Consider the following 23493-nt stretch of genomic DNA (forward strand, 5'->3'; position numbering starts at 1 on the left):
CCTCAGTCAGTTTTGCCCGTGCCTGCCGGGGAGGCCTGCGCGTCTATCCGCGCGAGAGATTCCTCCTTGCCCAACAGGACCAGAACATCGAAAATTCCGGGCGACGTGGTCGTGCCCGTTAGTGCGGCGCGCAGGGGCTGCGCGAGCTTGCCGAGACCCAATTCAAGCTCTTCGGCATACGATTTCGTAGTGGCTTCGAGAGCCTCGATTGTCCAGCTATTTTCCGCGCTCAAACGCTCCGAAAGGCCAGCGAGGCGGCCGCGTGCCTCGTCATCGAGCAGCCCAGCAGCCTTTTCGGTCAATTCCAGCGGGCGCGTTTTGAACAAAAAGGCAGCACCTTCAGCAAGTTCGTGCACAGTCTTGGCACGCGGCTTGAGGACTGGCATCGCCTCAGCGAGCACCGAAGTCTCGCCTGGCTTGCCGATTTCCTGTGCTACCAGTTCCGCCAAGCGCTGGTCGTCGGCCTCGCGGATGTAATGCGCGTTCAGGTTCTGCAGCTTCTTGATGTCGAAGCGGGCTGCGCTCTTGCCGACACCGTCGAGGTCGAACAGCTGGATTGCCTCTTCGCGGGTGATCTCTTCGCGGTCGCCATGTCCCCAGCCAAGGCGCAGCAGGTAGTTGAACAGGGCTTCGGGCAACACGCCTTCCTCGTCGCGATAGGCCTCGACCCCGATGGCGCCATGTCGCTTGGACATCTTCGCACCGTCCGATCCGTGGATCAGCGGGACATGGGCATAGACCGGATCAGGCCAATTGCCTTCGATTTCCTCCATCGCACGGATGATCGGCAATTGGCGAAAAGCATTATTGAGATGGTCATCCCCGCGGATGATATGGGTGACGCCCATGTCGTGGTCGTCGACCACCACTGCCAGCATATAAGTCGGCGTGCCGTCTGCGCGCAGGAGGATGTAGTCGTCGATTTCCGCGTTCTGGACAGTGACATCGCCCTGCACGGCATCCTTGATCGTAGTCGCGCCTTCGGTCGGGACTTTCAGGCGGACGGTGTAGGGTGCGCCTGCCGGAGCTTCCGCCTCATCGCGGTCGCGCCAGCGGCGGTCGTAGCGCATGGGCTGTTTGTTCGCCCGCTGTTCGGCGCGCATCTGTTCGAGTTCTTCGGGCGTGGCAAAGCACTTGTAGGCATGGTCGGCTTCGAGCAGCTTTTGCGCGACGTCCGCATGGCGTTCTGCGCGATCGGACTGGAAAACTGGCGGCTCGTCATAGTCGAGGCCGAGCCAGTCTAGACCTTCGAGGATCTTGTCGATCGCTTCCTGCGTGCTGCGCTTCTTGTCGGTGTCTTCGATCCGCAGCAGCGCCTTGCCGCCGTGGTGACGGGCAAACAGCCAGTTGAACAGCGCAGTGCGTGCCCCGCCGATGTGCAGGAATCCGGTCGGCGAGGGGGCAAAGCGGGTCACGACTTGCTTTGCGCTGGTACCTGCCGCGGTTTCACTTGCCATCTGCTTTTCTTTCCTTTCAAAGACTTCCATGGCGATAGAGGGGACGCCACAGGTGCCGTTTGGCGAGCCGGACGGCATCGCCGATGTTGCAGTGCAGCGCCCTTGGCGCATGCGCGCTGTCTTGTCCAGAACGGGTGAGGCCGCAGAGAGGTTTCTGACAGCCTCGTCATTCGACCGCGGGCCCTGGATTACGGTAGCTTTTGCAGCAGGGATCGGGGCCTGGTTCTTGCTTGATAACCGCTGGCAATGTTCGGTTGCCATGGGTGCTGCCGTGCTGGCGGCCCTGGCTGCGATAGCCGTGTGGCGTGGACGGGATGATCGCGCGGCCTTACGGCTCGCCGTTACTGTCCTTTCCGTCGCTTTCGCCCTTGGCATGGCGACTGTGTGGAGCAAGTCGGAACTTGTCGGCGCAGCTGCAATCGAACGTCCGACCGTAGTCAGTCTCGATGCCCGCATTCTCGATCGCGAAGAGCAACCGGCCGTAGAACGCGTTCGCCTGACCCTTGCGGCAAGGGATGCAGAGGCAGGCCGGCCGATCAAGGTGAGGGTGAACGTACCTCTCGAAAAGGACGTGGGCGGGCTTGAGGAGGGCGCTCGTGTTCGACTGAAGGCACGGCTCATGCCGCCGTCCGCGCCGATCCTGCCCGGCGCATATGACTTCGCCCGCGCGGCTTGGTTCAAGGGGCTGGCGGCGACCGGCTCCTTGGTCGGGGAGATAGAACTGGTCGAACAGGTCGGTAATCGCAATTCGCCGATCGCGCAGGCACAACGCTTCCTTTCCAAGCACGTCCGATCCCGGCTCGATGGAGCGCCGGGCACGATCGCAGCGGCATTCGCAAGCGGTGATCGCGGCGGCATATCAGCCGTGGATGAAGACGCCATGCGTGATGCGGGTTTGACGCACTTGCTGTCGATTAGCGGGTTGCATGTCAGCGCAGTTATCGCCGCTGCCTATTTCCTCGCCAGCAAGCTCTTTGCATTGTGGCCATGGTTTGCCCTGCGGGTACGCCTACCACTGGTTGCGGCGGCGGTCGGCGCGGGGGCGGGTATCGCCTATACCTTGCTGACCGGCGCGGAGGTCCCGACCGTGCGCAGCTGTATCGGAGCGATGCTGGTGCTCGGTGCGCTTGCTCTGGGACGCGAACCCTTATCAATGCGCATGGTCGCTGTGGCCGCTGCGGCCGTCCTGTTCGCTTGGCCGGAGGCACTGGTCGGACCCAGTTTCCAGATGAGCTTTGCGGCGGTTATTGCGATCATCGCGCTGCACAATTCAGAGCCGATACGGGCTTTTCTGGCGCCGCGGGAGGAAAGCCGCGCGAGGTGGCTGGCGCGGCGTACAGTTATGCTGTTCGTGACAGGGCTTGTCATCGAAATTGCCCTGACACCCGTGGTGCTTTTCCACTTCCATCGAGCGGGGCTCTACGGCGCGTTTGCCAACGTTGTCGCCATTCCGCTGGTCACCTTCGTCTCGATGCCTCTCATCGCGATCGCGCTGTTGCTCGACATGGTCGGGGCAGGGGCACCGTTCTGGTGGCTTGTAGGCGTGTCGCTCGACCTATTGCTCGATCTCGCGCACTTCACTGCATCTCAGCCAGGAGCGGTGAAACTGGTGCCGCATATGGGGCTGGGTATCATCGCCCTCTTCGTAGCGGGAGGGCTGTGGCTGGCGCTGTGGCGAGGCAAGGCGCGGCTATGGGGTCTAATCCCGGCAGCACTGGCTGCGCTAATTCTGGCAGTATCGCCCGTGCCGGATATTCTCGTGACGCGCGATGGCGGAAACCTCGGTCTCGTCGATGAAAGGGGCAATCTCTTCGTCCTGCGAGGTGCGCCGGGCACTTATGCGCGTACCAACATCGTGGAGCTTGCCGGGAGCGAGATAGAACCCCGGAATATCCGGGATTACGCGGGCGCCGATTGCAGTGCCGATTTTTGCACGCTCCGGCTGAAAACTAGCGACAGAGAATGGATTGTCCTTGTGGCGTTGAACAAGCAGCGCGTCGATGAGCGCCAGTTGGCGGCAGCTTGCGAGCTCTCGGATGTCGTTGTCGCGGACCGCTGGCTGCCGCGTAGCTGCATGCCGCGCTGGCTGAAACTGGATCGGCGCTATCTCGAGCGTAATGGCGGCGTCGCCATCTATCTGGAAGACGAACAAGTCCGCACCGTGGCATCATCGCAAGGCGATCATGGCTGGTGGCAACCCGTCCAAGATTGACGAAACCCAAAGAGAAAGGGCGCCCTGCTGGACGCCCTTTCGAAAATTCAAACTATAGATGGGTCTTAGTGGTAGCGACGCAGGAGGCCTGCCAGCTTGCCCTGAACCTGCACGCGGTTCGCTTCGTAGACCTGCGGGTCGTATGCGCCATTGGCCGGATCCAGGCGGATCATCGGGCCTTCCTTGCGCAGGTATTTGAGAGTGGCTTCCTCGTTATCGACCAGAGCCACCACGATTTCCCCGTCACGGGCCGAATCGGCCCTGCGGACGAGGGCGAAGTCGCCATCGAAGATACCGGCTTCGATCATCGAATCGCCCGACACTTCCAGCGCGTAGTGATCGCCCGGTCCGAGCAGCGCTGCGGGGACCGGCATGCTCGACTGGCCTTCGATCGCTTCGATCGGGGCGCCGGCCGCGATCCGGCCGTGCAGCGGGACTTCGATGATATCGTTCGCAGGTGAGGGCGCCACCTGTTTCGCCGCGTGGGCCGCGAGTATCGTGTCATTCGCCGCGGGAGCGGGCGAGGGTGCGGGAGCATTCGATCCGGTCACCGCATCTTCGGGCAGCTTGATCACTTCCAGGGCGCGCGCACGGTTCGGCAAGCGGCGGATGAAACCGCGTTCTTCCAGGGCCGAGATCAGCCGGTGAACGCCAGACTTGCTCTTGAGATCGAGGGCTTCCTTCATCTCTTCGAACGAAGGCGAAATACCGGTGTCTTCCAACTTTTGCTGGATGAAGCGGATCAGTTCATGCTGCTTTGCGGTCAGCATAGGTCACTCCCATATTCCTGTTCACAACCTTGTGAACGAATGTGGAACAATTAGGCAACCAATTTTCGTAAGTCAAGCAATTCAGCCATTTCGGAGGTGATTGCAGCGGAACAACCGTTCTCGTTTCAGTCCCGGGCGTGCCAGTCGCCGGATTTGCCACCGGTCTTGGCGATCAGGCGGATGCCGTCGATCCGCATTCCCTCATCGAGCGCCTTGCCCATGTCGTATAGGGTGAGCAAGGCGACGCTCGCGGCGGTCAGCGCCTCCATCTCCACACCGGTCTTGCCATTAAGCGAAGCTGTTGCAACGACTCGTATGGCATCGTCTTCAGGGTGGAACTCTATAGAAACAGCTTCGAGACCCAGCGGGTGGCACAGCGGGATCAACTCACCGGTCTTCTTCGCCGCCATTATACCCGCAATGCGGGCGGCGGCGATTGCGTCACCCTTTGGCAGATCGCCTTGCGTGATCGCGGCGAGCCCTTCGGCAGTCATGAGAATTCGGCCTTCGGCAGTTGCAGAGCGCCGTGTCACCAGCTTGCCCGATACGTCGACCATGTGAGCCGCGCCGTCTTCGTCAAGATGCGTCAGCTTACTCATGCCTTTGCGGCTTTTTCACCGTGCAACAGGCGACGCGTTGCGAGTTCGACATCGGGCTGTCTCATCAGGCTTTCACCGACGAGGAAGCTTTTCACACCCGATTGGGCGAGACGGAGGCAATCATCATGCGTGAAGATTCCGCTCTCTCCCACCAACAGGGCATTCTCAGGAGCAAACGCTGCAAGCCGTTCGGTGGTGGCAAGATCGGTCTCGAAGGTCTTCAGATTGCGATTGTTGACACCAAGCAGGCGCGATCGGAGGCTGCTCGCGCGGGCAAGCTCTTCCTCGTCGTGAACCTCGACCAGGACATCCATGCCGCGCTCGATCGCCGCAGCTTCGATCTCCGCCATTGCTCCATCGTCCAGTGCGGCGACGATGATGAGGATCGCGTCGGCCCCGAGGGCACGCGCTTCGGCAACCTGCCAAGGATCGACCATAAAGTCCTTGCGCAAAACAGGGAGGTCACAAGCTGCGCGCGCCTCGACCAGATAGTCCTCGTGACCCTGGAAATATGGCGCGTCGGTCAGCACCGACAGGCAACTTGCCCCGCCGGCGGCATAAGCGCGCGCATGGTCGGCCGGTGCGAAATCGTCCCGGATCAACCCTTTGGAGGGCGAAGCTTTCTTGATTTCCGCGATCAGGCCGAAGCCCGATTGCTGAGCTTTTTCGAGCGCTTTCATGAACCCGCGCGGTTCTGTCTGTCCGGCCGCGCGGCTGTCCAGGTGGTCGAGCGTTGCGCCCCTGCGCCGCGCCGCGACTTCGTCACGCTTAGTGGCGCAAATTTCGTCGAGCTTGTTCATTGCGCCAGTGCAATCCAGTCGGTCAGCAGCTTGCGGGCACGGCCGCTGTCGATTGCCTCGGCAGCGAGTTCGGCAGCCTCCGTCCAGTCGTCGGATTTTCCCGCCACGATCAAGGTAGCAGCGGCATTGAAGAGCACCGCATCGCGATAGGCGCCGGGTGTCCCGAACAGCAGCGCTTCCAGAGCCTTTGCGTTGTGTAGGGGACCTCCGCCGCGAATGGCTTCGACGGGAGCGTGGGCAAGATTGGCCTGCACCGCGACGACCCGGCGCATTTCGAAATCATGGTCGCGCACATCGGCAAGTTCGTTACCGCCTGCAAGCGACAGTTCGTCGAGACCTTCGTCACCGGAAACGATGAAGCTGCGCTCCGTCCCGAGAGTGGCCTTGGCCCTTGCATAGATCGGGACATAGGCGGGCCGGGCGATCCCGATAAGCTGGCGCTTCACTCCGGCCGGATTGGACAGCGGACCCATCAGGTTGAAGATTGTTCGAACACCCAGCTTCTGGCGGATGGGCTGGATGCGCCCCATCGCCGGGTGGTGGTTCTTCGCGAACAGGAAGCAGATGCCGAGTTTCTCAAGCGTTTTCTCGGCGGTGCGGCCGACGGCATCCATGTCGAGGCCGAGAGCTTCCAGCGTATCGGCGGCCCCGGACTTGGAGCTTGCGGCACGATTGCCATGCTTGGCGACCGGAACCCCGCAGGAAGCGATGACCAGGCTGACAGCGGTCGAAACATTCAGGGTGTGGTGGCCGTCACCGCCGGTGCCGCAGCAATCGACAGTGCCTTCGGGCGCTTCAATCGGGATCAGACGGGCACGCAAAGCACGGGCCGCGCCTGCAATTTCTTCCGCCGTCTCGCTACGCGAGGACATATCTACGAGAAAGCGAGCAATCTCCTCGTCGCTGGTCTCGCCATCCAGGATCCAGCCGAAAACCTCTTCGGATTGGGCCGCATCGAGATGTGTGTCTGCAGAGGGTAGCTGTTTCATGCCGGAACCTTGGCGGGGATACCGCAAATCTTGAGGAAGTTCGCGAGAAGGGCATGGCCATGCTCTGTCGCGATGCTTTCAGGGTGGAACTGCACGCCGTGAATGGGCAACACGCGGTGGCGGAAGCCCATGACGCTGATCCCGTCGAGACCCGGGGTTTCGCTATGCGCATTCGCTGACAGGGTGTCGGGAATTTCTTCGACTACGAGCGAGTGATAACGGGTCGCGAGGAACGGCGATGGCAGCCCTTCGAAGACGCCAGTCGCGTCATGCGTTACCGGGCTGGTCTTGCCATGCATCAAGCCGCCACGAACCACCTTGCCGCCAAAATGCTGGCCGATGGCCTGATGTCCGAGGCACACCCCGAGGAGCGGTTTTCCCGCATCGGCAGCAGCAGCGACGAGATCGAGGCTCACGCCCGCCTCGTTCGGTGTGCAGGGGCCGGGCGAGATCAGGAAACCGGCAGCGCCGCTGTCCAAAGCCTGTGCGGCGGTGATGGCGTCATTGCGAACGACTTCGACCTCGGCCCCCAGCTCCATAAGATAGTGGACGAGGTTGAAAGTGAAGCTGTCGTAATTGTCGACGACGAGGATAGATCGGTTTTCGGTCATTCGGCTCGTCAATGGCTGGGCAGGCGACGGGTTTCAAGCAAGCTTTGCGTCGCGCGGCGTCAGGCCTGCTTGCCGGCCAATTCGTCGGTCGCGCGCACGAGCCCGTCGACTATGCCCGGCTCGCTCGCGCTGTGACCGGCATCATGGACTATGTGCAGCTTGGCTTCGGGCCACGCTTTCTTGAGCGCCCAGGCGCTGGTCGGAGGGGTACAGATGTCGTGACGCCCTTGCACGATGATGCCCGGGATGCCGGCAATATTGCCGATGTCGCGGAGCAGCTGCGCTTCTTCGAGGTAGAAGTCATTGAGGAAGTAGCGCGCACAGATACGCGCGAAAGGCAGCGCCTTGGACGCGTCGGCAAAGCTTTCCAGCAAATCGTGGTTGGGCAATAGCGTCGCCACCTGGCCTTCCCAGATCGACCACGCCTTTGCCGCAGTCAGCCTTGTATCCTGATCATCGCTCGTCAGGCGCGCGTAATAGGCTTTAACCAGGTCGTCGCGTTCGTCTTCGGGAATGATCGAGATAAAATCGTCCCACGCTTCCGCCATGATCTGGCTCGCGCCATAACGATAAAGCCAGCCTTTCTCCTCCGCGCGGGCGAGGAAGACACCGCGCAGGACAAGTTCGCTGACCCGCTCGGGGTATTTCTGCGCATAGGCGAGCGCGAGCGTAGAACCCCAGCTACCGCCGAATGCCTGCCACTTCTCGTAGCCGCACATTTCGCGCAGGCGCTCAATATCCTCGACGATCCGCCAGGTATCATTGTTCTCGATCTCGGCGAAGGGAAGTGACTTTCCGCAGCCGCGCTGGTCGAACAGCAGGACGTCATAAAGTTCCGGGTCCCACTGGCGCCGATGGTCGGGACTCATCCCGCCGCCCGGTCCACCGTGGAGAAATACCGCAGGCTTCGCCCCTGGTGTGCCGACGCGTTCGTAATACAGCGAATGACATTCGCCGACGTCGAGCATCCCGGTCTCGTAGGGCTCTATCTCCGGATAGAGCGTCCGCAGATCATTCGTCATCCGATGTATCCTTCCTTTCGACCACCACGATCGGACCGATGGGGGCACCGGTGTCGAGTCTTTCCGTAGCGGGGTTCCAGAGCGCCGACACGTTCCCATCAAGAAAAAGGGCATCGGTGGCGTTCAGTTCGTCTTTGAAGAAGCGGGCCAGCTTCCCGAACGAAAGCGGGGCATTGGAAATCACGAAGTGCGCCCGTCCACGTTCGTCCATCCCGACTCCGTTGCGCACAAACCGTGATGGACCGTCGCGGGTTATCTCGGGATGGATTTCGCCATCAATCACCAACATCGGTCCGGATTGCGTCCCGAATTCCGGTCGGTCGGAAACATTGGCGAGGAAATCATCAGTCGTTCGGATCTCCCACTGATCCCCGGTGCCGAAAAACACCCCGTTGGGTTTCATGTGGAAGTTGCCGTCACCGTCGTTTGTATTGAGAGTTGCCAGACGCTGCGAATTCACCACGAAATATCCGATCGGTCGCCCGTCCTCGCCGTACATCCCCGCGTTCATTGCAAAAGCCAGACCGCTCGCACCGCGAGCACGGGAAAAGGCCGTCAAACTGCGGTAGGGATCGCCGCCATCGGGTCCCAACGTCATGGCAATCCGGTGACGCGACGGCACCGCAAGGCAATGTGTGAGTGAGGTATCCTCGAAAATGATCGCACGACAGGCGCTTTCCACCTGGGACGTGACCGATGATGCGCCTGATGCGGAAGGCGACGGGGAAGGCGATGCCTCCGCCTGACCGTCGATGCGGGTGCGCGTGACTGGTTCCCCCGCTGGCGGCGGCTCGCAAGAGGAAAGGATCAGGGCTGAAAGTGCGACCAGAACGTATTTCATTGACCGTAACCGGGTTCCTTGGCGAGGCGAATGGCATCGCGTGCTGCTGCAAATAGCGCACCTGCCTTCGCTTCGCATTCTCGTTGTTCATAGCTGGGGTCGCTATCGGCCACGATCCCCGCGCCCGCCTGGACGTGCATGGTCCCGTCCTGGATGACCGCGGTCCTCAGGACAATGCAACTGTCGAGTGTGCCGTCGGGTGCGAAGTAGCCGACACCACCTGCGTATGCACCGCGCTTCGCCGGTTCGAGTTCTGCAATGATTTCGCAGGCACGGACCTTGGGCGCGCCGCTGACCGTGCCGGCAGGAAAGCCCGCGAACATGGCATCGAGCGCGTCGAACCTGCTATCGAGCGTGCCGGTGACATTGCTGACAATGTGCATGACGTGGCTATATCGTTCGACCGTATAGCTGTCCGTGACGGTGACGGACCCGCTCTGCGCCACCCGCCCGACATCATTGCGGCCGAGGTCGAGCAACATCAGGTGTTCTGCCAGTTCTTTGGGATCTGCAAGCAGCGAGGCTTCCGCTTCCCGGTCGAGAGCGGGAGTGGTTCCGCGAGGCCTGGTCCCGGCAATAGGCCGGATCGTCACTTCGTTATGGCGCACCCTGACGAGGATTTCCGGGCTGGAACCGACAATCGCGAACCCCGGCATGTCGAGGAAATAAAGGAACGGAGAGGGGTTCACACGCCTCAGGGAGCGATATAGCGCGATCGGAGGAAGGGGGAACGGCGCGGTGAAGCGCTGGGACAGTACGACCTGGAAGATATCGCCAGCAGCGATGTATTCCTTGGCACGCACTACCATCGTTTCGTAATCTTCCGTCCCCATTGTGGGTTGTGGCTTGATGTCGGGGAGGGCCGATGTGTCCTCGCGAACAGGAGCGACAGCTCCACTCAGGCGCGCCAGAGTTGTGTCGATTGTCTCCGCCGCACGCGAGACCAGGTCTTCGTGATCCGCATCATCGGGCCACAAGGGCGCGATGCAGAACAATTGGTCCGACAAATTGTCGAAAATGAGGATGAGGGTGGGCCGGACGAAAAGCATGTCCGGAACTTCGAGCGGCGCGGATTTGGGCCGTGGGAGTTTTTCTACGAGTCCGATTGTTTCATAGCCAAAGTATCCTACCAGACACGCAAGGGCGGGCGGCAGGTCTTCGGGCACATCGAAACGGCATTCGGCTAACAGATCACGTAGTGCGTCCAGTGTCGGCGCGGTGCACGCTTCGAATGCTTCGCGGTCGCGCTTCCAGGCGCGGTTGATTGCTGCACTGTCGCCCTCGGCACGAAAGACGAGATCGGGGTCCAGCCCAAGTAGGCTGTAACGCCCGCGCACTTCTCCGCCCTCGACCGATTCAAGCAGGAAATCGCCACGCCCATCCTCCATGAGATTAAGCGCAGCCCCGACCGGGGTCACGGTATCGGCTACGACCTTGCGCCAGACGAGGGAAGGGCGACCGGCTTCCAGTTCCGCACGGGCGCGTTCGGTTCCCTCGAGATTGTTCGCCAAGAGCGCTCTCAGTTCGTTTCGCCGAGCAATTGGCGGCGCACAGCCGCAATTGCATCGGGATTGCGTTCGACACCGACTTCAGCGCGCATCGCGGCGATCATCTGTTCCGAAAGCTCTGCCGCCCAACCCTGCGATATCTGGCCTTTCGCCTGCGCTACAAGCGGGTCGTTCTCTTCGAGCTCGCCGAGCGAGATGTCTTCCAGCGCCACGACATACCAGCCCTGATCCTGGCTGCCTTGCAGCTTTTTCGTGGTCCCCTCTGCCATCGAGAAGAAGAGTGCCAACGGCGCGGGTACGCTTGCATTACGCATCTGCGCGATTTCTTGGCGGGTGATGTTGACACCATCCGGATTGGGAAGGGTGACATCCTCGGCTGACAGGGCAGCTGCCAGGCTTGCACCATCCTCAATCCTTTTGAGAACGCGATCCGCCGCCGCACGCGCCCCTTCGTTGCCGCGAACACGGCGCCATTCGGCGATCACATTGTCCCGGATTTCCGTAAGCGGCGCGGTTGCCGAAGGGGTAATCGTGCCCACCTCGTAAACGATGAAATTCTGGCCGTCGGGAAGTGCGGCGATTTCTGGTTCGCCCTCATCGATTTGGAACGCGAAATCGAGCGTCGGAAGCAATGCTTCAGGCGCGCGCTGCTGCGTTCCGTAGACGAAGCCGGACGCTGTCAGCGGAGCGGTGGACTGGATTTCGAGATCCAGTTCCTCTGCAACAGCCGTCAGCGAGGCCCCGTCCGCAAGGCGATCCTCGATCGTCGTAGCAAGCTCAGCGATACCTCGCTGACGATTGCGTTCGCGCAGGACGTCCGCGATCTCGCCGCGGACGGAAGCAAGGCTTTTTGCTGCTTCCTGGTTAACGTCGTCTACGCGGGCGATATGCCAGCCGAGTGGGCTGCGTGCAGGAGCGGTCAGACCGCCTTCGGAAGCCGAGAAATACGCGTCCGCTACTGCGGCACTCGACTGTTCGAGGACTGTTTCGCGCTCCTGGTTTTCGAGCTGAGCCGTGCGAAAGCCAGCTTCCGCGGCGGCGGCGGCAAAGCTTTGACCGGAGGAGACACGCTGCGCGATTGCCTCTGCACCTTGGCGGGTTGAAACGATCAGTTGAGTAAAGCTTCGCGTTTCACGAGCGGCATAGTCTTCCGCATTCTCACGGAAATATTCCTGGATCTGGGTATCGCTCGGCTCGATCGTCTCGCCCAGTGCATCTGCACCGAAGCTTGCATAACGAAGGCTGCGGCGTTCCGGGCGGACGAACCGCTGCCCATTTTCGGCATAGAACTCACGAAGCTGCGCGTCGGTCGGATTCCCGGTCGGGGCAAAGGCAGCGGCGGGAATGGCCGCTACGAAGCCACGACGGCGCTCCTTGAATGTGCGCGCATAGGTTTCGGCAATCGAATCCGGCACCAGAGTTCCGTAAGTCGCCGGAATGACCGATTGGCGGAAGAACAGCGACGTGCGGACCTGCTGACGCAATTGGGCATCAGTGAGGCTCTGGGCGCTGAGAAACGCCTGATAGGCACCTTCCTCGAAATTGCCGCTCGGGCCGCGTGCGCCCGGAATCTGCCTGATCTCGCTATTCACCAGGTTACGCCCTGCACGCAGACCGTTTTCTTCGCCCCATGCAATGAGCACGTAACGGTCGATGAGTCCGCCGAGAACATTGTCGAGCCCGTCACCTGCGAGCAGGGTCTGAATCGTTGCATCCGGATTTTCCTGCCTCACCCGGCGAAGCGCTTCGCTTGCCGCATCATTGAGCGCCGCCGTCGAGATTTTCTCGTCTCCGACGACAGCGACCCGTTCACCACCTGCAACGCCGCCGAATGCGCCGGTGCTGGAGACGTCCATGCTGGCGAAGGCGAAGCCGATCAGGCCGAGAAAGGCGAGGGCGATGGCGAGGCCGACCTTCGTCTTAAAGAAGTTCCGGAAAAAAGTGAGCATGACTTGCGGGAATGCCTCTTCAGTGCTTTGGGGCGCACCGCACCCGCTGGGGGTACGAAGCGATACCGTTTCGAGCACGGCGCTTTATCCGCCATGCGACCTCCCCGCAACAGGTGCTGTCCGCTTTTGACGCAATTACAAGCCCGGTCTGGCGATTGCGCGCGCGCTCTCTATATAGCGCCAGCCAGATTTGATGACGTGACAGGAAATTTACATGGCCGATCGGCCCTATATTGTTGGCAATTGGAAAATGAACGGCACGCGTGCAATGCTCAGCGAAGCACGCGCGATCGATCGTGCTGCCCAGCGTTACATGAAGGCGGAAGTCGCCGTTGCGCCCCCATATACCTTGATCCATGCCGTCCATCGCGAAGCGGAACAGATCGGCGTGGGCGCCCAGGATTGCCACCCAGGTGCAGAAGGTGCGCACACCGGCGATATCTCCGCCACCATGCTGGCCGATGCCGGTGCGAAATTCGTGATCCTCGGGCACAGCGAACGACGCGGTGCCCACGGCGAATCGAACGATCTTATCAATGCGAAGATCGAAAGCGCCCTCGACGGGGGTCTTCGGATCATTTTGTGCTGCGGTGAGAGCCTCGATCTGCGCGATTCGGGTAAGGCTGAAGAGTTCGTTTTGGGACAGCTGAGCGCGAGCCTGCCGAAAATCGAAGATGCGGGCGAACGCGTCACCGTCGCGTACGAACCAATCTGGGCAATCGGCACCGGGCGTACGGCGACCGTTGAAGATATCGCCTCGATGCATGCGGCCATTCGCAAACTTCTCGATGAGACCTATGGTCCCGAGCAGTCCGCAGGGGTTCGCATCCTCTACGGTGGCTCCGTCAATCCCGATAATGCGAGTGACATCCTGTCTACTCCGGAAGTCGGCGGTGCACTAGTCGGCGGGGCAAGCCTCTCGGCAGAGAGTTTCCTGGGCATCGTGGTTGCCGCATCCGAGGCAGAGGACGCCTAAGTCGCAAACCTTGCCGTTTCACGTACGCACGCTTAGATGCTGCGCGTCAAATCCAATTCGATCGAGATAGATACCCATGTTTCTCTTCCTCACCGTCGTTCAGGCGATTGTCGCGGCAGCGCTCGTTGGCGTAATCCTCATGCAGCGCAGCGAAGGCGGTGGCCTTGGTATTGGCGGCAGCCCCTCGGGCATGCTCAGTGCGCGTGGTGCGGCGGACTTCCTGACCCGTTCCACGAAGTGGCTGGCAATTGCCTTTGTCGCGCTTTCGATAGCCTTGGCTGCGATGGCTGTGGAAGGCGTCGGCGCAGACGGTGTTGAATCGACCCTCGATCGCTCGGTCACACCTTCCGAGACCGTTGATCCGCTGGGCGGCCCGGGCGCGGCACCGGCACCGGACGCTGCACCAGCGGAGCCTGTCGACCCGCTGGCCGACTAAGCCAAAAACAACCTATTTCGCTGGCGTCTGTGGACGGCGCGCAATTCTGCGCGTCTTTATCCTTGCGCCGACTCACTCCCCACGCTTAAGGCCCAACTCCCATGGCGCGGTATATTTTCATCACCGGCGGCGTGGTCTCCTCGCTCGGCAAAGGTCTCATGGCTGCGAGCCTCGCGGCGCTTCTTCAGGCGCGCGGGTACAAGGTCCGCATCCGCAAATTCGATCCCTACCTCAATGTCGATCCGGGCACGATGAGCCCGTATCAGCATGGCGAAGTCTATGTGACGGACGACGGGGCTGAGACCGATCTCGATCTCGGTCACTACGAACGCTTCACCGGCGTTTCGGCCCACCAGGGCGACAACATCACTTCGGGCAGGGTTTACCAGCAGATTATCGCTAAGGAACGCCGCGGCGATTACCTCGGCGCGACGGTCCAGGTGGTCCCGCATGTGACCGATGCGATCAAGGAATTCGCGCTCGCGGGTCAGGACGACCACGATTTCATCCTGTGCGAAATCGGTGGCACGGTCGGCGATATTGAGAGCCTCCCTTTCATGGAGGCGATCCGCCAGCTGCGTAACGAGCTCGAGCCGATGCAGTCACTCAGCGTCCATGTGACGCTGGTGCCCTACATTGCGGCAGCAGGTGAGCTGAAAACCAAGCCGACCCAGCACTCGGTCCGAGAACTTGCCAGCCTCGGGATCAAGCCCGATGTGCTTTTGTGCCGCGCAGAGCATCCCATTCCCGACGGCGAACGCCAGAAGATCGCGAACTTCTGCAACGTTCGCAAAGAAGCGGTAATCCCCGCTCTCGATGCACCGTCGATCTATTCGGTACCGCTCCAGTATCACGGCGAAGGTCTCGACACCGAGGTCCTGCGCGGCTTCGGCATCACCGATGCGCCCGAACCCGATTTGTCACGCTGGTACGATGTGGTGGATCGCCACTCCAATCCAGAGGGCGAAGTCACTATTGGTGTGGTCGGAAAATACGTCGGACTGCAGGACGCCTACAAATCGTTGAACGAAGCGCTTGTTCACGGCGGTATGGCCCACCGGGTCAAGGTCAACATCAAGTGGATCGATGCGGAGGTCTTCGAACAGGGTGACAGCGATATCGCAGCCCAGCTCGAGCCGATGCACGGCATTCTCGTGCCCGGCGGCTTCGGTGAACGCGGCAGCGAAGGAAAGATCGCAGCCGTCCGCTTCGCCCGCGAACGCAAGGTGCCTTTCCTCGGCATTTGCCTGGGGATGCAGATGGCCTGCATCGAAGGTGCGCGCTCGGCAGGTTTCGACAAGGCAAGCTCGACAGAGTTCGGTCGTACAGAAGAGCCGGTTGTCGGTATCATTACCGAATGGATGACGCAGGAAGGGCTTGAAAAGCGCGAAGCGGGTGGGGACCTGGGCGGAACGATGCGCCTGGGTGCCTACGACGCAAAGCTTGCCGCTAACAGCCATGTGTCCGCAATCTATGGCGGCAAGAGCGAGATCTCCGAGCGGCATCGCCATCGCTACGAGGTCAACGGCGCTTATATCGAGCCGCTGGAGAAGCAGGGCCTCATCTTTTCCGGCATGTCACCCGATGGACTGCTGCCGGAAATCGTCGAACGGCCTGACCATCCTTGGTTCGTTGGCGTCCAATTCCACCCTGAATTGAAGTCCAAACCCTTTGATCCGCATCCACTTTTTGCGGGTTTCATAGGCGCTGCACTGGATCAGGAACGCCTAGTCTAAAAAAAAATTGGGACCACCATGTGAACGTAAACACTTGTTTTCTCACATGTCGGTTTTCTACAAATTGTATGAGCACGACACTAGGCTCCCTCTCCGCCGAGAGGGGGCCTTTATCTTTTGTTGCATTTGATGCAGACACTACTGAGTTCAGCGGTCGCAGACCCTTGAATTTACAGACTAACGCTGCGCCAGCAAGCGGTGGGCTTGCCTCGAGTTCGGTTGTCTTCTGCGACCCGGACGGCCGAATTAGGGGCTTGGCGGCGCTAGACGTCGCGGGGGCGGAACCTTCGGGTTCCGCCCCCTTTCATTTCACACGTCAATTCGAAAGATCAGGCAGCAGCGCTGTCGTCGTCATCCTTGACGATTTCGAGCGGCTTCTGACCGCCGATCGCGATCTTCTTGGGCTTCATCGCCTCCGGCACTTCGCGAACGAGATCGATGACGAGCATGCCGTCCTTGAGATCGGCATTTTCAACGCGCACGTAATCCGCCAGGTCGAAACGGCGTTCAAAGCCGCGGTTCGCGATGCCGACGTGCAGCATGTCGCCTTCGGGCTGGTCGTCGCGCTTGCGTCCGTGGATGGTCAGCAGGTTCTGCTGTGCGGTGATATCGAGGTCTTCGGGACGGAAGCCCGCGACTGCCAGCGTGATGCGATATTCGTCATCGTCGCGGCGCTCGATATTGAAAGGGGGATAATTATCGCCACCGGCATTGCGAGCCTGGCGTTCCATCAGGTCGAACAGGCGGTCGAAACCGACGGTGGAACGGCGATAGGGTGTTGTATCAAAACGGTTCATCGAAACAAATCCTCTGTTGAGCAATTTGACAATATGAGGAGCCCGAAACCGGCGCTCCGATATCGCTGCCTCGTGCAGCGACAGAACCAAGATAGTCAGCGACCAAACGCTTTCAAGCCGCCCGCCTGTCAGCTAAGTCGTTCTTCCACACAAGCCCCGAAGGACACCCGATGAGCCAGCCCAAGATCGATATCTACACCAAGTTCGGCTGTGGCTTCTGTTATCGCGCGAAAAGCCTGCTCGACAGCAAGGGTGCCGATTACGCGGAACACGACATCACGATGGGCGGTCCCAAGCGCGACGAAATGCTTGAGCGCGCGCCCAACGCGCGAACGGTGCCGCAGATCTTCATCGGCGAAACATACGTTGGCGGATCGGATGAACTTGCCGCGCTCGAGCGGGCGGGCAAGCTGGACGCGCTGCTGGCTGCAGAATGACCCGGGTTGCCCTGTTCCAGCCGACTACCGGTATAGACCCGTCGCGCAATGCTGCTGCGTTGGTCGAGGCCATCGGATCGGCGGCCCGGGGCGGGGCACAGATGCTTTTTACTCCCGAGATGTCGGGGCTGCTCGATCGCGATCGCAAGCGAGCTGCGGGCAATATCGTGCATGAGAGCAGCGATCCCGTCCTCGCCGCTGTGAGGAGCGAGGCAGCGAAGCGCGGGCTTTGGGTCCATCTCGGTTCGCTTGCAGTCGACGCGGGCGAGGGCAAGTGGGCCAACCGCGGCTTCGTCATCGATGAGACCGGCGACATCGCTGCGCGCTATGACAAGATGCACATGTTCGATGTCGATCTGGACAGCGGGGAGAGTTGGCGGGAATCGAACGCCTACCGGCCTGGCGACAAGGTCGTCACCGTCGATTGTCCGGTGGGTAAGCTGGGCCTCACCATCTGCTACGATCTTCGCTTTCCTGCACTTTACGAGGCGCTCGGCCGCCTTGAATGCGATGCCATCGCTACTCCCGCAGCGTTCACGGTTCCCACCGGGAAAGCTCATTGGCATGTCATGCAGCGCGCGCGCGCCATCGAAGCCAGCTCTTTCGTCATCGCCGCGGCACAGTCGGGCAAGCACGAGGACGGTCGCGAAACCTACGGGCACAGCCTCGTCGTGGATCCCTGGGGCGAAGTCATTCTGGACATGGGCGAAGGCGGTGGTGATCTCGGTTTTGCGGAGATCGATCGCAGCCGCATAGAAACCGTGCGTGCACAGGTGCCGAGCCTTGCCAATCGGCGAGAAATCGCCATTTAGGCGCCCATGATCGTATTCGACCTTCATTGCGACAATGGCCACCGCTTCGAGGGATGGTTCGGGTCTTCTGCCGATTACGACCAGCAGAGAGAACGCGGCCTCCTCGACTGTCCCGAGTGCGGATCGTCCGTGGTTGGCAAGGCCCCCATGGCGCCCGCCGTTCCTGCCAAGGGCAATGCCTCGCAAGCGGCAAGGCCGGTGGAAGAGCCGAAAGCCGAGGCGCAGCTTTCAAACGCACCCATGCCGCCGGAAGTGAAGAAGGCGCTCGAGACGCTTGCGAAAGCACAGGCCAAGGCATTGGAGAAGAGCACCTGGGTCGGAGACAAGTTCGCCGAGAAAGCGCGATCCCAGCATTATGGCGAGATCGACGAGATACCCATCCACGGCAAGGCAACGCGTGAAGAAGCGGAGGACCTGGCTTCGGAAGGCATTGCGGTGGCGCCGATCCTTTTCCCGATCGCCCCTCCCGACGAACTCAACTGATTGCCACGAAAAACTCAGGCGCTATACGAAGCGCCGGGGCGCCCGTAGCTCAGCTGGATAGAGCGACCGCCTCCTAAGCGGTAGGCCACAGGTTCGAATCCTGTCGGGCGCACCAACAAAGGAGGTCCAGCAGGACCGCTTTTGTTGGTTCGGCGCATCAGGATCGAAAATCGTTCGGAATCGGAGCGAAGCGGAGATGGCGTAGCTGCGAAGCAGCGGAGCAATACTGTCGGGCGCACCATTTCAGCGATTTTTTCTGAAGGAATACGCTGCCAGCGCGGTCAGCACTGCGGAGGAAATGACGAGCGCGAGGCACACGGCGCCCCAGCCGAAGGCGTCGTAGATTGCGGTGGCTGTGATGCTGCCGATCCCGCCTCCAACGAACATCAGGACGATGTAGATCGTGGTGAGCCTCGTCCGCAGGTCCGTGGCCAGCGAGAGGAAGGTCATGCGGCCGGTGACGTCGATCCCCGGGCCGACCAGGTTCACCAGTACCAGCGGCACGATCAGCCCCCAAAGCGAACCGCTAAGCGGATAGAACAGGGCGATACCGATCAACTGGATGGCTGCGAACACCAGTCGCGCCTTGCGCGCTCCAACCACGTCGGCCCAGCGTCCGAGCCTTGGGGTCGAAAAAATGGAGACGGCAGCAATCGCGGCGAGATAGCCCACCGTGTCGGTGCCGTATCCCACCTCCGGAGAGGTGAGATAAAGCGCGAGAGCCAACCACAGCGCAATGAATTGCGCGAAATTCAGCGCCTGGATCGCACCGGAAAGAACCACGTCGCGATGCTGCCGAGCGAGCGGGAATACCGAACCGACGAGCGACCAGTACCTGGCCTTGCCTCGCTCGCGTTCTCCGCCCTCCATCAGGTAGGGAAGGGCGATCGTAACGCTGATCATCAGGCCCGTCGCGATCCAGTAGACCAGCCGCCAGCCATAGTGCTCCGCTATCCAGCCGGCGCCGACGCGCGCGATGAGAATGCCAAGGATGACCCCTGCCGTCAGCAAGGCGGTGACCTGGCCCAGTCGCTCGGGGGCGACGCGCTTGGATGCGTAAGCGGGCAGGAGATAGGGAGCGATGGTGAAGAAGCCGAGAGCGGTGGAACCAGCAAGGAACTGGCCGAATGTGCCCGCCACGGTCATGACCGCGAGGCTGACTGTTTGACCCACCGTGAACGCAATCGTCAGGCGTCTATTCGAATATCTGTCGCCCAAGGGGAGCAGGAACAGGATGCCGACCGCCAGCGCGAGTTGGTTCAGGGCTGGCACCAGCCCGATCCTTGCCTCGCTGACCCCGAAATGGTCGGCGACCTCGCCGATGATCGGGTGGATGTAATAGGCGTTGGCCGTCACCACCGCTGCGGCGATGGCGAGAATGTATTCTTGCGAGCGCGTCATCAGCGCAGGCGAGGTCACCCCAGATGGCCTGCTTTGCGCGCCATTGCGATCAATCCAGCCGCCAGTTCTTCAGGTTGGTCTTCTTGGCAGAAATGCCCGCAATTCGGCAATGTGCGGTGGTCGAGGCCCTTGGCGCCTGCAATCCGGTCGATAAGAAATTTCTCGCTGCCCTTCGTTATAGGGTCGTCTTCGCCGAATAGCGTGAGGAAAGGTCCATCGTAGGCTGCAAGCACAGGCCAGGCTTTTTTGTTGTCCTCAACTCCCGGCATGCCGTCCTCAACCGGCACCAGACTTGGGAATGCTCGCGCTGCGGCCTTGGAGGGCTCGTCAGGGTAGGGGGCATCATATGCAGCGATCTCGGCTTCGGAACGCTGGGTTGCAGTAGCGCGGTCGAGCAAGGCGCCGATGCGGAATTCGGGAGATGACCGGGCAAATTCGCGCCATGCGAGAAATGCAGCGGAAGGCGTGCCGCCAGCGGGAAGGAAGGTATTGCTCGCCACGACGCAGGTGAAGAGGTCTGGATCATGTGCGAGCATCCGCAAGCCCAGCAAACCGCCCCAGTCTTGCACGAACAGGGCAGCCGGACGCGGTTCTACGGCTGCTCTCCATTGCTTCAGCCAATCGACGTGCCGCTCGTAGGTGAAGAACTCGGGATCGTCGGGCTTGTCGCTCTTCCCGAAGCCGATGAGGTCCGGAGCGAGCACGCGAAAGCCCGCATCGACGAGGATAGGGATCATCTTGCGATACAGAAAAGACCAGCTCGGCTCGCCGTGAAACAGCAGAACAGGAGGAGCCGACTTATCGCCTTCGTCGACGTAATGCTGACGCGCAGTGTACCCTTCGCCAAGGTCTATATCGATCCAGTTCTCCGCAAACGGATAGTCCGGAATGTCGGCGAAACGTTCTGCAGGCGTACGAAGGATTTTCATCGGGCTCTCCCATCACCGACGAGAACGGAACGCATTCTCGATCGGTTTCTGTTCGCAACCCTTAGGGTGTAGGTTTGCCGCTGTCACCCAGCTGGCTGACCGGCACCGTCTCCTTGAAGGTATGCGTCACATAGGGGAACGGGATTTCGATACCCGCGTCGTCGAGTGCAGCCTTGACCGCTCGTACGACTTTATCCTTGCTCTCCCATCCTGAGCGCGGCGTGGATCCGGACCACCAGCGGACGAGGAAATCGACCGAACTGGAATTGAATTCCTGGGCGAATATGTCGACGCCCTTGCTGGCCAATACGTCTTCAACGTCTTCCACCGCGCGGCGGATCACGTCGGCTGCATGATCGAGATTGGTGTCATAGGACACACCCACGACCACTTCGTGCCGACGCTGGTCCTCATCGGTGAAGATTTCCACCGGGTTCTTGAACAATATCGAATTGGGTACGACCGTAAGTTCACCCGACAGCTTGCGTACATGGGTTTCGCGAAGCGTGATATGCTCCACCTTGCCGGTGATGCCCTCGCACTCGATGATATCGCCGATACGCATTTTCTCGCGCAACATGATGAGGACGCCGGCGAGGAAATTTTCGAAGATGTCCTGAAAGGCGAAGCCGATGGCGACAGCGCCGATACCTAGGCCGGCGAGCAAGCTGGCCGGCGTGAGGCTGGGTATCACGACCACTGCGGCGATGAACAGACCTACCAGCCAGATGCCAAGACGGACCAACGTATCGATCAGGTTCTTCAGGCTGGCACGGATTTCCGTGCGACCGACAATCGCGTCCGAAATCTTCACGGCAAAGCGCGCCACGATCCACGTAACGAACATGATGATGAGCGCAATTGCGAAACTGGGCAGCGCCTCTACCAGGCCATTGCCCATGTCCTGCAGCTGGTCGCGCAGCGTTGCGATATAATTCACCCGAAGAACTCCCTTTGGGAGGCAACGTCATGCCTCCGCCAGGGTTCCGGAATTGCAAACTATTAGGGTTTGCCGGCCTTAGGGCTAATTTTTGCCGTGTTCTTTCCGCGCGATTTCATGCAGCCAGTCGGCATGACGAGGAGCCTTCTTCGTCTCGCTCCATTCCTCGAGCATCATCGGCGCGACCCGCTTGAGTTCGGCATATTGCTCGTCGGTCCCGATGTCGGCAGCGAGTTCGACGCGGTGACCGTTCGGATCGAAAAAATAGATCGATTTGAAGATGCCGTGATGGGTGGGACCGAGCACATCGATGCCGAGGCTTTCGATATGTTCCTTGGCGGCAAGCAGCTCGTCTTCCGATGCGACCCTGAATGCCAGGTGCTGAACCCACGCCGGAGTATTCTCGTCGCGGCCCATGTCCTTCTGGTTGGGCAGTTCGAAGAAGGCGAGGATGTTTCCATTACCCGCGTCGAGAAACACATGCATGTAGGGATCGTAGTCGCCGGTCGACGGCACATGGTCCTCTGCGAAGGCAGTGGTGTAATCCATGCCCAGAACCTTGCCGTACCATTCGACGGTTTCTTTCGCGTCCTTGCAGCGATAGGCGGCGTGATGGACGCCGCCCAGCTTTACGGGATGACCGGCTACGTCGTTCATTCCGCAGGCTCCGCTTCGACAGTCTGGGCCTCCTCGACGCTGAGCACGCCGCGCTTGATCTGGTCGCGCTCCATGCTTTCGAAGAGGGCCTTGAAATTGCCTTCGCCGAAGCCGTCGTCGCCCTTGCGCTGGATGAACTCGAAAAAGACCGGGCCGACCTGCGCTTCTGCAAAAATCTGAAGCAGGAGGCGCGGGTTGCCGCCCTCGGTGGTGCCGTCCATCAGAATGCCGCGCATCTTGAGGTCTTCGACTTCTTCACCGTGGCCGGGCAGGCGCTCTTCGAGCATTTCGTAATAGGTTTCGGGCGGGGCCGTCATGAAGGGAACGCCGAATTCCTTCAGCTTGTCCCAGGCCTTGACGAGATCGTCGCAGATGAGGGCGATGTGCTGGATGCCTTCGCCGTTGAATTCGCGCAGAAACTCTTCGATCTGTCCCTTGCCACCTTCGCCCTCTTCGTTCAGCGGAATGCGGATCTTGCCGTCAGGTGCGGTCAGCGCCTTGGACGTCAGGCCGGTATATTCGCCCTTGATGTCGAAGAAGCGGATTTCGCGGAAGTTGAAGAGCGTTTCGTAATAATCTGCCCAGTACTTCATGCGGCCATTGTAGACATTGTGCGTGAGGTGATCGATCACATCGAAGCCAGCGCCTTCCGGGTGTTTTTCCACGCCGGGGAGATATTCGAAGTCGATGTCATAGATCGACAGGCCCTCGCCTTCTTCGCTGGCATAGCGGTCGATCAGGTAGACGATCGCGCCGCCAATGCCGCGGATTGCGGGGATGCGCAGTTCCATTGGCCCCGGTTCGTTCGCGACCGGTTCAGCACCACGCTCGATCAGTTCGTCATAGGCTTTCTTCGCATCGCGGACGCGAAAGCCCATACCGCAGGCAGACGGGCCGTGTTCGCGGGCGAAGAACCACGCGGCACTCTTCGGCTCGTAGTTGAGGATCAGGTTGATCTGGCCCTGGCGCCAGAGCTGCACGTCCTTGGAACGGTGGTTCGCCACGTGCGAGAAGCCCATCGCTTCGAAAACGGGCTCGATCACGCCTTTTTCAGGGGCGCAGAATTCGACGAATTCGAAGCCGTCGAGGCCAATTGGGTTTTCGAAAAGATCGGGCATCTCAATCCTCTGT

At 60.6% G+C, this 23493-nt stretch carries 23 protein-coding genes and 1 tRNA gene; 8 read left to right on the top strand and 16 right to left on the bottom strand.

Annotated elements, in window-relative coordinates; translation table 11 throughout:
* Nucleotides 1–2 precede the first annotated feature (2 nt).
* A complete protein-coding gene (gltX, locus tag GRI34_RS04385; RefSeq protein ID WP_160594896.1) occupies nt 3–1457 on the bottom strand; it encodes a glutamate--tRNA ligase in 1455 nt (484 codons plus the stop codon).
* Nucleotides 1458–1485: 28 nt separating this feature from the next.
* Between gltX and GRI34_RS04390 the strand changes: the two genes are divergently transcribed.
* The gene (locus tag GRI34_RS04390; RefSeq protein ID WP_160594897.1) at nt 1486–3669 is read left to right on the top strand and encodes a ComEC/Rec2 family competence protein; all 2184 of its coding nucleotides are present in this window, start codon (nt 1486–1488) and stop codon (nt 3667–3669) included.
* Nucleotides 3670–3734: 65 nt separating this feature from the next.
* On the opposite strand, the gene lexA is transcribed toward GRI34_RS04390, so the two are convergent.
* From lexA to GRI34_RS04435, 9 genes are all read right to left on the bottom strand, one after another.
* A complete protein-coding gene (lexA, locus tag GRI34_RS04395; protein ID WP_160594898.1) occupies nt 3735–4439 on the bottom strand; it encodes a transcriptional repressor LexA in 705 nt (234 codons plus the stop codon).
* A 125-nt stretch (nt 4440–4564) separates the two neighbouring features.
* Entirely contained in the window at nt 4565–5038 is a 474-nt protein-coding gene (moaC, locus tag GRI34_RS04400; RefSeq protein WP_160594899.1) for a cyclic pyranopterin monophosphate synthase MoaC, read from the bottom strand.
* Nucleotides 5035–5838: an indole-3-glycerol phosphate synthase TrpC gene (gene trpC / locus GRI34_RS04405; RefSeq protein WP_160594900.1), complete on the bottom strand. Its 804-nt coding sequence runs from the start codon at nt 5836–5838 to the stop codon at nt 5035–5037. The genes moaC and trpC overlap by 4 nt, the downstream gene beginning before the upstream one ends.
* Complete coding sequence (gene trpD / locus GRI34_RS04410; protein WP_160594901.1) at nt 5835–6827, bottom strand: anthranilate phosphoribosyltransferase; 993 nt, start codon at nt 6825–6827, stop codon at nt 5835–5837. Before trpD ends, trpC begins: the two co-directional genes overlap by 4 nt.
* The gene (locus tag GRI34_RS04415; RefSeq protein WP_160594902.1) at nt 6824–7438 is read right to left on the bottom strand and encodes an anthranilate synthase component II; all 615 of its coding nucleotides are present in this window, start codon (nt 7436–7438) and stop codon (nt 6824–6826) included. The genes trpD and GRI34_RS04415 overlap by 4 nt, the downstream gene beginning before the upstream one ends.
* Before the next feature lie 59 nt (nt 7439–7497).
* On the bottom strand, nt 7498–8460 hold the full coding sequence (gene pip / locus GRI34_RS04420) for a prolyl aminopeptidase (protein ID WP_160594903.1): 963 nt from the start codon (nt 8458–8460) through the stop codon (nt 7498–7500).
* A complete protein-coding gene (locus tag GRI34_RS04425) occupies nt 8450–9301 on the bottom strand; it encodes a phosphodiester glycosidase family protein (RefSeq protein ID WP_160594904.1) in 852 nt (283 codons plus the stop codon). The genes pip and GRI34_RS04425 overlap by 11 nt, the downstream gene beginning before the upstream one ends.
* Nucleotides 9298–10812: an anthranilate synthase component I gene (gene trpE, locus GRI34_RS04430; RefSeq protein ID WP_160594905.1), complete on the bottom strand. Its 1515-nt coding sequence runs from the start codon at nt 10810–10812 to the stop codon at nt 9298–9300. Before trpE ends, GRI34_RS04425 begins: the two co-directional genes overlap by 4 nt.
* 8 nt (nt 10813–10820) lie before the next feature.
* Complete coding sequence (locus GRI34_RS04435; RefSeq protein WP_160594906.1) at nt 10821–12758, bottom strand: peptidylprolyl isomerase; 1938 nt, start codon at nt 12756–12758, stop codon at nt 10821–10823.
* A gap of 214 nt (nt 12759–12972) precedes the next feature.
* Here GRI34_RS04435 and tpiA point away from each other — a divergent pair, with 214 nt between their 5' ends.
* The 3 genes from tpiA to GRI34_RS04450 all read left to right on the top strand — a co-directional run bounded on the left by tpiA (nt 12973) and on the right by GRI34_RS04450 (nt 15906).
* A complete protein-coding gene (gene tpiA / locus GRI34_RS04440) occupies nt 12973–13734 on the top strand; it encodes a triose-phosphate isomerase (RefSeq protein ID WP_160594907.1) in 762 nt (253 codons plus the stop codon).
* A gap of 76 nt (nt 13735–13810) precedes the next feature.
* Nucleotides 13811–14170, top strand: a complete 360-nt coding sequence (gene secG / locus GRI34_RS04445) for a preprotein translocase subunit SecG (RefSeq protein WP_160594908.1) — start codon at nt 13811–13813, stop codon at nt 14168–14170.
* 101 nt (nt 14171–14271) lie between these two features.
* Complete coding sequence (locus tag GRI34_RS04450) at nt 14272–15906, top strand: CTP synthase (protein WP_160594909.1); 1635 nt, start codon at nt 14272–14274, stop codon at nt 15904–15906.
* A 329-nt stretch (nt 15907–16235) separates the two neighbouring features.
* Here the strand turns inward: GRI34_RS04450 and GRI34_RS04455 are convergent, their stop codons facing one another.
* On the bottom strand, nt 16236–16703 hold the full coding sequence (locus GRI34_RS04455) for an Hsp20 family protein (protein WP_090479249.1): 468 nt from the start codon (nt 16701–16703) through the stop codon (nt 16236–16238).
* 170 nt (nt 16704–16873) lie between these two features.
* Between GRI34_RS04455 and grxC the strand changes: the two genes are divergently transcribed.
* From grxC to GRI34_RS04475, 4 genes are all read left to right on the top strand, one after another.
* Entirely contained in the window at nt 16874–17140 is a 267-nt protein-coding gene (gene grxC / locus GRI34_RS04460; RefSeq protein ID WP_160594910.1) for a glutaredoxin 3, read from the top strand.
* Nucleotides 17137–17952, top strand: a complete 816-nt coding sequence (locus tag GRI34_RS04465; RefSeq protein WP_160594911.1) for a carbon-nitrogen hydrolase family protein — start codon at nt 17137–17139, stop codon at nt 17950–17952. The genes grxC and GRI34_RS04465 overlap by 4 nt, the downstream gene beginning before the upstream one ends.
* 6 nt (nt 17953–17958) lie before the next feature.
* A complete protein-coding gene (locus tag GRI34_RS04470) occupies nt 17959–18435 on the top strand; it encodes a DUF1178 family protein (RefSeq protein WP_160594912.1) in 477 nt (158 codons plus the stop codon).
* A gap of 38 nt (nt 18436–18473) precedes the next feature.
* A tRNA-Arg gene (locus GRI34_RS04475) sits at nt 18474–18550 on the top strand.
* A 128-nt stretch (nt 18551–18678) separates the two neighbouring features.
* On the opposite strand, the gene GRI34_RS04480 is transcribed toward GRI34_RS04475, so the two are convergent.
* The 5 genes from GRI34_RS04480 to hppD form a co-directional block, all read right to left on the bottom strand.
* A complete protein-coding gene (locus GRI34_RS04480; protein WP_199800110.1) occupies nt 18679–19836 on the bottom strand; it encodes an MFS transporter in 1158 nt (385 codons plus the stop codon).
* Between the two features lie 14 nt (nt 19837–19850).
* Nucleotides 19851–20765, bottom strand: coding sequence for a haloalkane dehalogenase (locus GRI34_RS04485; protein ID WP_160594914.1), 915 nt, complete (start codon nt 20763–20765; stop codon nt 19851–19853).
* Between the two features lie 61 nt (nt 20766–20826).
* Complete coding sequence (locus GRI34_RS04490) at nt 20827–21705, bottom strand: mechanosensitive ion channel family protein (RefSeq protein ID WP_160594915.1); 879 nt, start codon at nt 21703–21705, stop codon at nt 20827–20829.
* Nucleotides 21706–21789: 84 nt separating this feature from the next.
* On the bottom strand, nt 21790–22362 hold the full coding sequence (locus GRI34_RS04495; RefSeq protein WP_160594916.1) for a VOC family protein: 573 nt from the start codon (nt 22360–22362) through the stop codon (nt 21790–21792).
* Nucleotides 22359–23480 (bottom strand): 4-hydroxyphenylpyruvate dioxygenase, encoded by a 1122-nt coding sequence (gene hppD / locus GRI34_RS04500; RefSeq protein ID WP_160594917.1) that lies wholly within the window; start codon nt 23478–23480, stop codon nt 22359–22361. The genes GRI34_RS04495 and hppD overlap by 4 nt, the downstream gene beginning before the upstream one ends.
* Nucleotides 23481–23493: the final 13 nt, after the last annotated feature.

The sequence above is a fragment of the Qipengyuania aquimaris genome, from assembly GCF_009827445.1.
Lineage (GTDB): Bacteria > Pseudomonadota > Alphaproteobacteria > Sphingomonadales > Sphingomonadaceae > Qipengyuania > Qipengyuania aquimaris.

Bases quoted from the DNA above. Each gene is read 5' to 3' on its own strand.
- gltX (WP_160594896.1), bottom strand. From the start codon at position 1,457: ATGGCAAGTGAAACCGCGGCAGGTACCAGCGCAAAGCAAGTCGTGACC.
- GRI34_RS04390 (WP_160594897.1), top strand. From the start codon at position 1,486: ATGGCGATAGAGGGGACGCCACAGGTGCCGTTTGGCGAGCCGGACGGC.
- lexA (WP_160594898.1), bottom strand. From the start codon at position 4,439: ATGCTGACCGCAAAGCAGCATGAACTGATCCGCTTCATCCAGCAAAAG.
- moaC (WP_160594899.1), bottom strand. From the start codon at position 5,038: ATGAGTAAGCTGACGCATCTTGACGAAGACGGCGCGGCTCACATGGTC.
- trpC (WP_160594900.1), bottom strand. From the start codon at position 5,838: ATGAACAAGCTCGACGAAATTTGCGCCACTAAGCGTGACGAAGTCGCG.
- trpD (WP_160594901.1), bottom strand. From the start codon at position 6,827: ATGAAACAGCTACCCTCTGCAGACACACATCTCGATGCGGCCCAATCC.
- GRI34_RS04415 (WP_160594902.1), bottom strand. From the start codon at position 7,438: ATGACCGAAAACCGATCTATCCTCGTCGTCGACAATTACGACAGCTTC.
- pip (WP_160594903.1), bottom strand. From the start codon at position 8,460: ATGACGAATGATCTGCGGACGCTCTATCCGGAGATAGAGCCCTACGAG.
- GRI34_RS04425 (WP_160594904.1), bottom strand. From the start codon at position 9,301: ATGAAATACGTTCTGGTCGCACTTTCAGCCCTGATCCTTTCCTCTTGC.
- GRI34_RS04435 (WP_160594906.1), bottom strand. From the start codon at position 12,758: ATGCTCACTTTTTTCCGGAACTTCTTTAAGACGAAGGTCGGCCTCGCC.
- tpiA (WP_160594907.1), top strand. From the start codon at position 12,973: ATGGCCGATCGGCCCTATATTGTTGGCAATTGGAAAATGAACGGCACG.
- secG (WP_160594908.1), top strand. From the start codon at position 13,811: ATGTTTCTCTTCCTCACCGTCGTTCAGGCGATTGTCGCGGCAGCGCTC.
- GRI34_RS04450 (WP_160594909.1), top strand. From the start codon at position 14,272: ATGGCGCGGTATATTTTCATCACCGGCGGCGTGGTCTCCTCGCTCGGC.
- GRI34_RS04455 (WP_090479249.1), bottom strand. From the start codon at position 16,703: ATGAACCGTTTTGATACAACACCCTATCGCCGTTCCACCGTCGGTTTC.
- grxC (WP_160594910.1), top strand. From the start codon at position 16,874: ATGAGCCAGCCCAAGATCGATATCTACACCAAGTTCGGCTGTGGCTTC.
- GRI34_RS04465 (WP_160594911.1), top strand. From the start codon at position 17,137: ATGACCCGGGTTGCCCTGTTCCAGCCGACTACCGGTATAGACCCGTCG.
- GRI34_RS04470 (WP_160594912.1), top strand. From the start codon at position 17,959: ATGATCGTATTCGACCTTCATTGCGACAATGGCCACCGCTTCGAGGGA.
- GRI34_RS04480 (WP_199800110.1), bottom strand. From the start codon at position 19,836: ATGACGCGCTCGCAAGAATACATTCTCGCCATCGCCGCAGCGGTGGTG.
- GRI34_RS04485 (WP_160594914.1), bottom strand. From the start codon at position 20,765: ATGAAAATCCTTCGTACGCCTGCAGAACGTTTCGCCGACATTCCGGAC.
- GRI34_RS04495 (WP_160594916.1), bottom strand. From the start codon at position 22,362: ATGAACGACGTAGCCGGTCATCCCGTAAAGCTGGGCGGCGTCCATCAC.
- hppD (WP_160594917.1), bottom strand. From the start codon at position 23,480: ATGCCCGATCTTTTCGAAAACCCAATTGGCCTCGACGGCTTCGAATTC.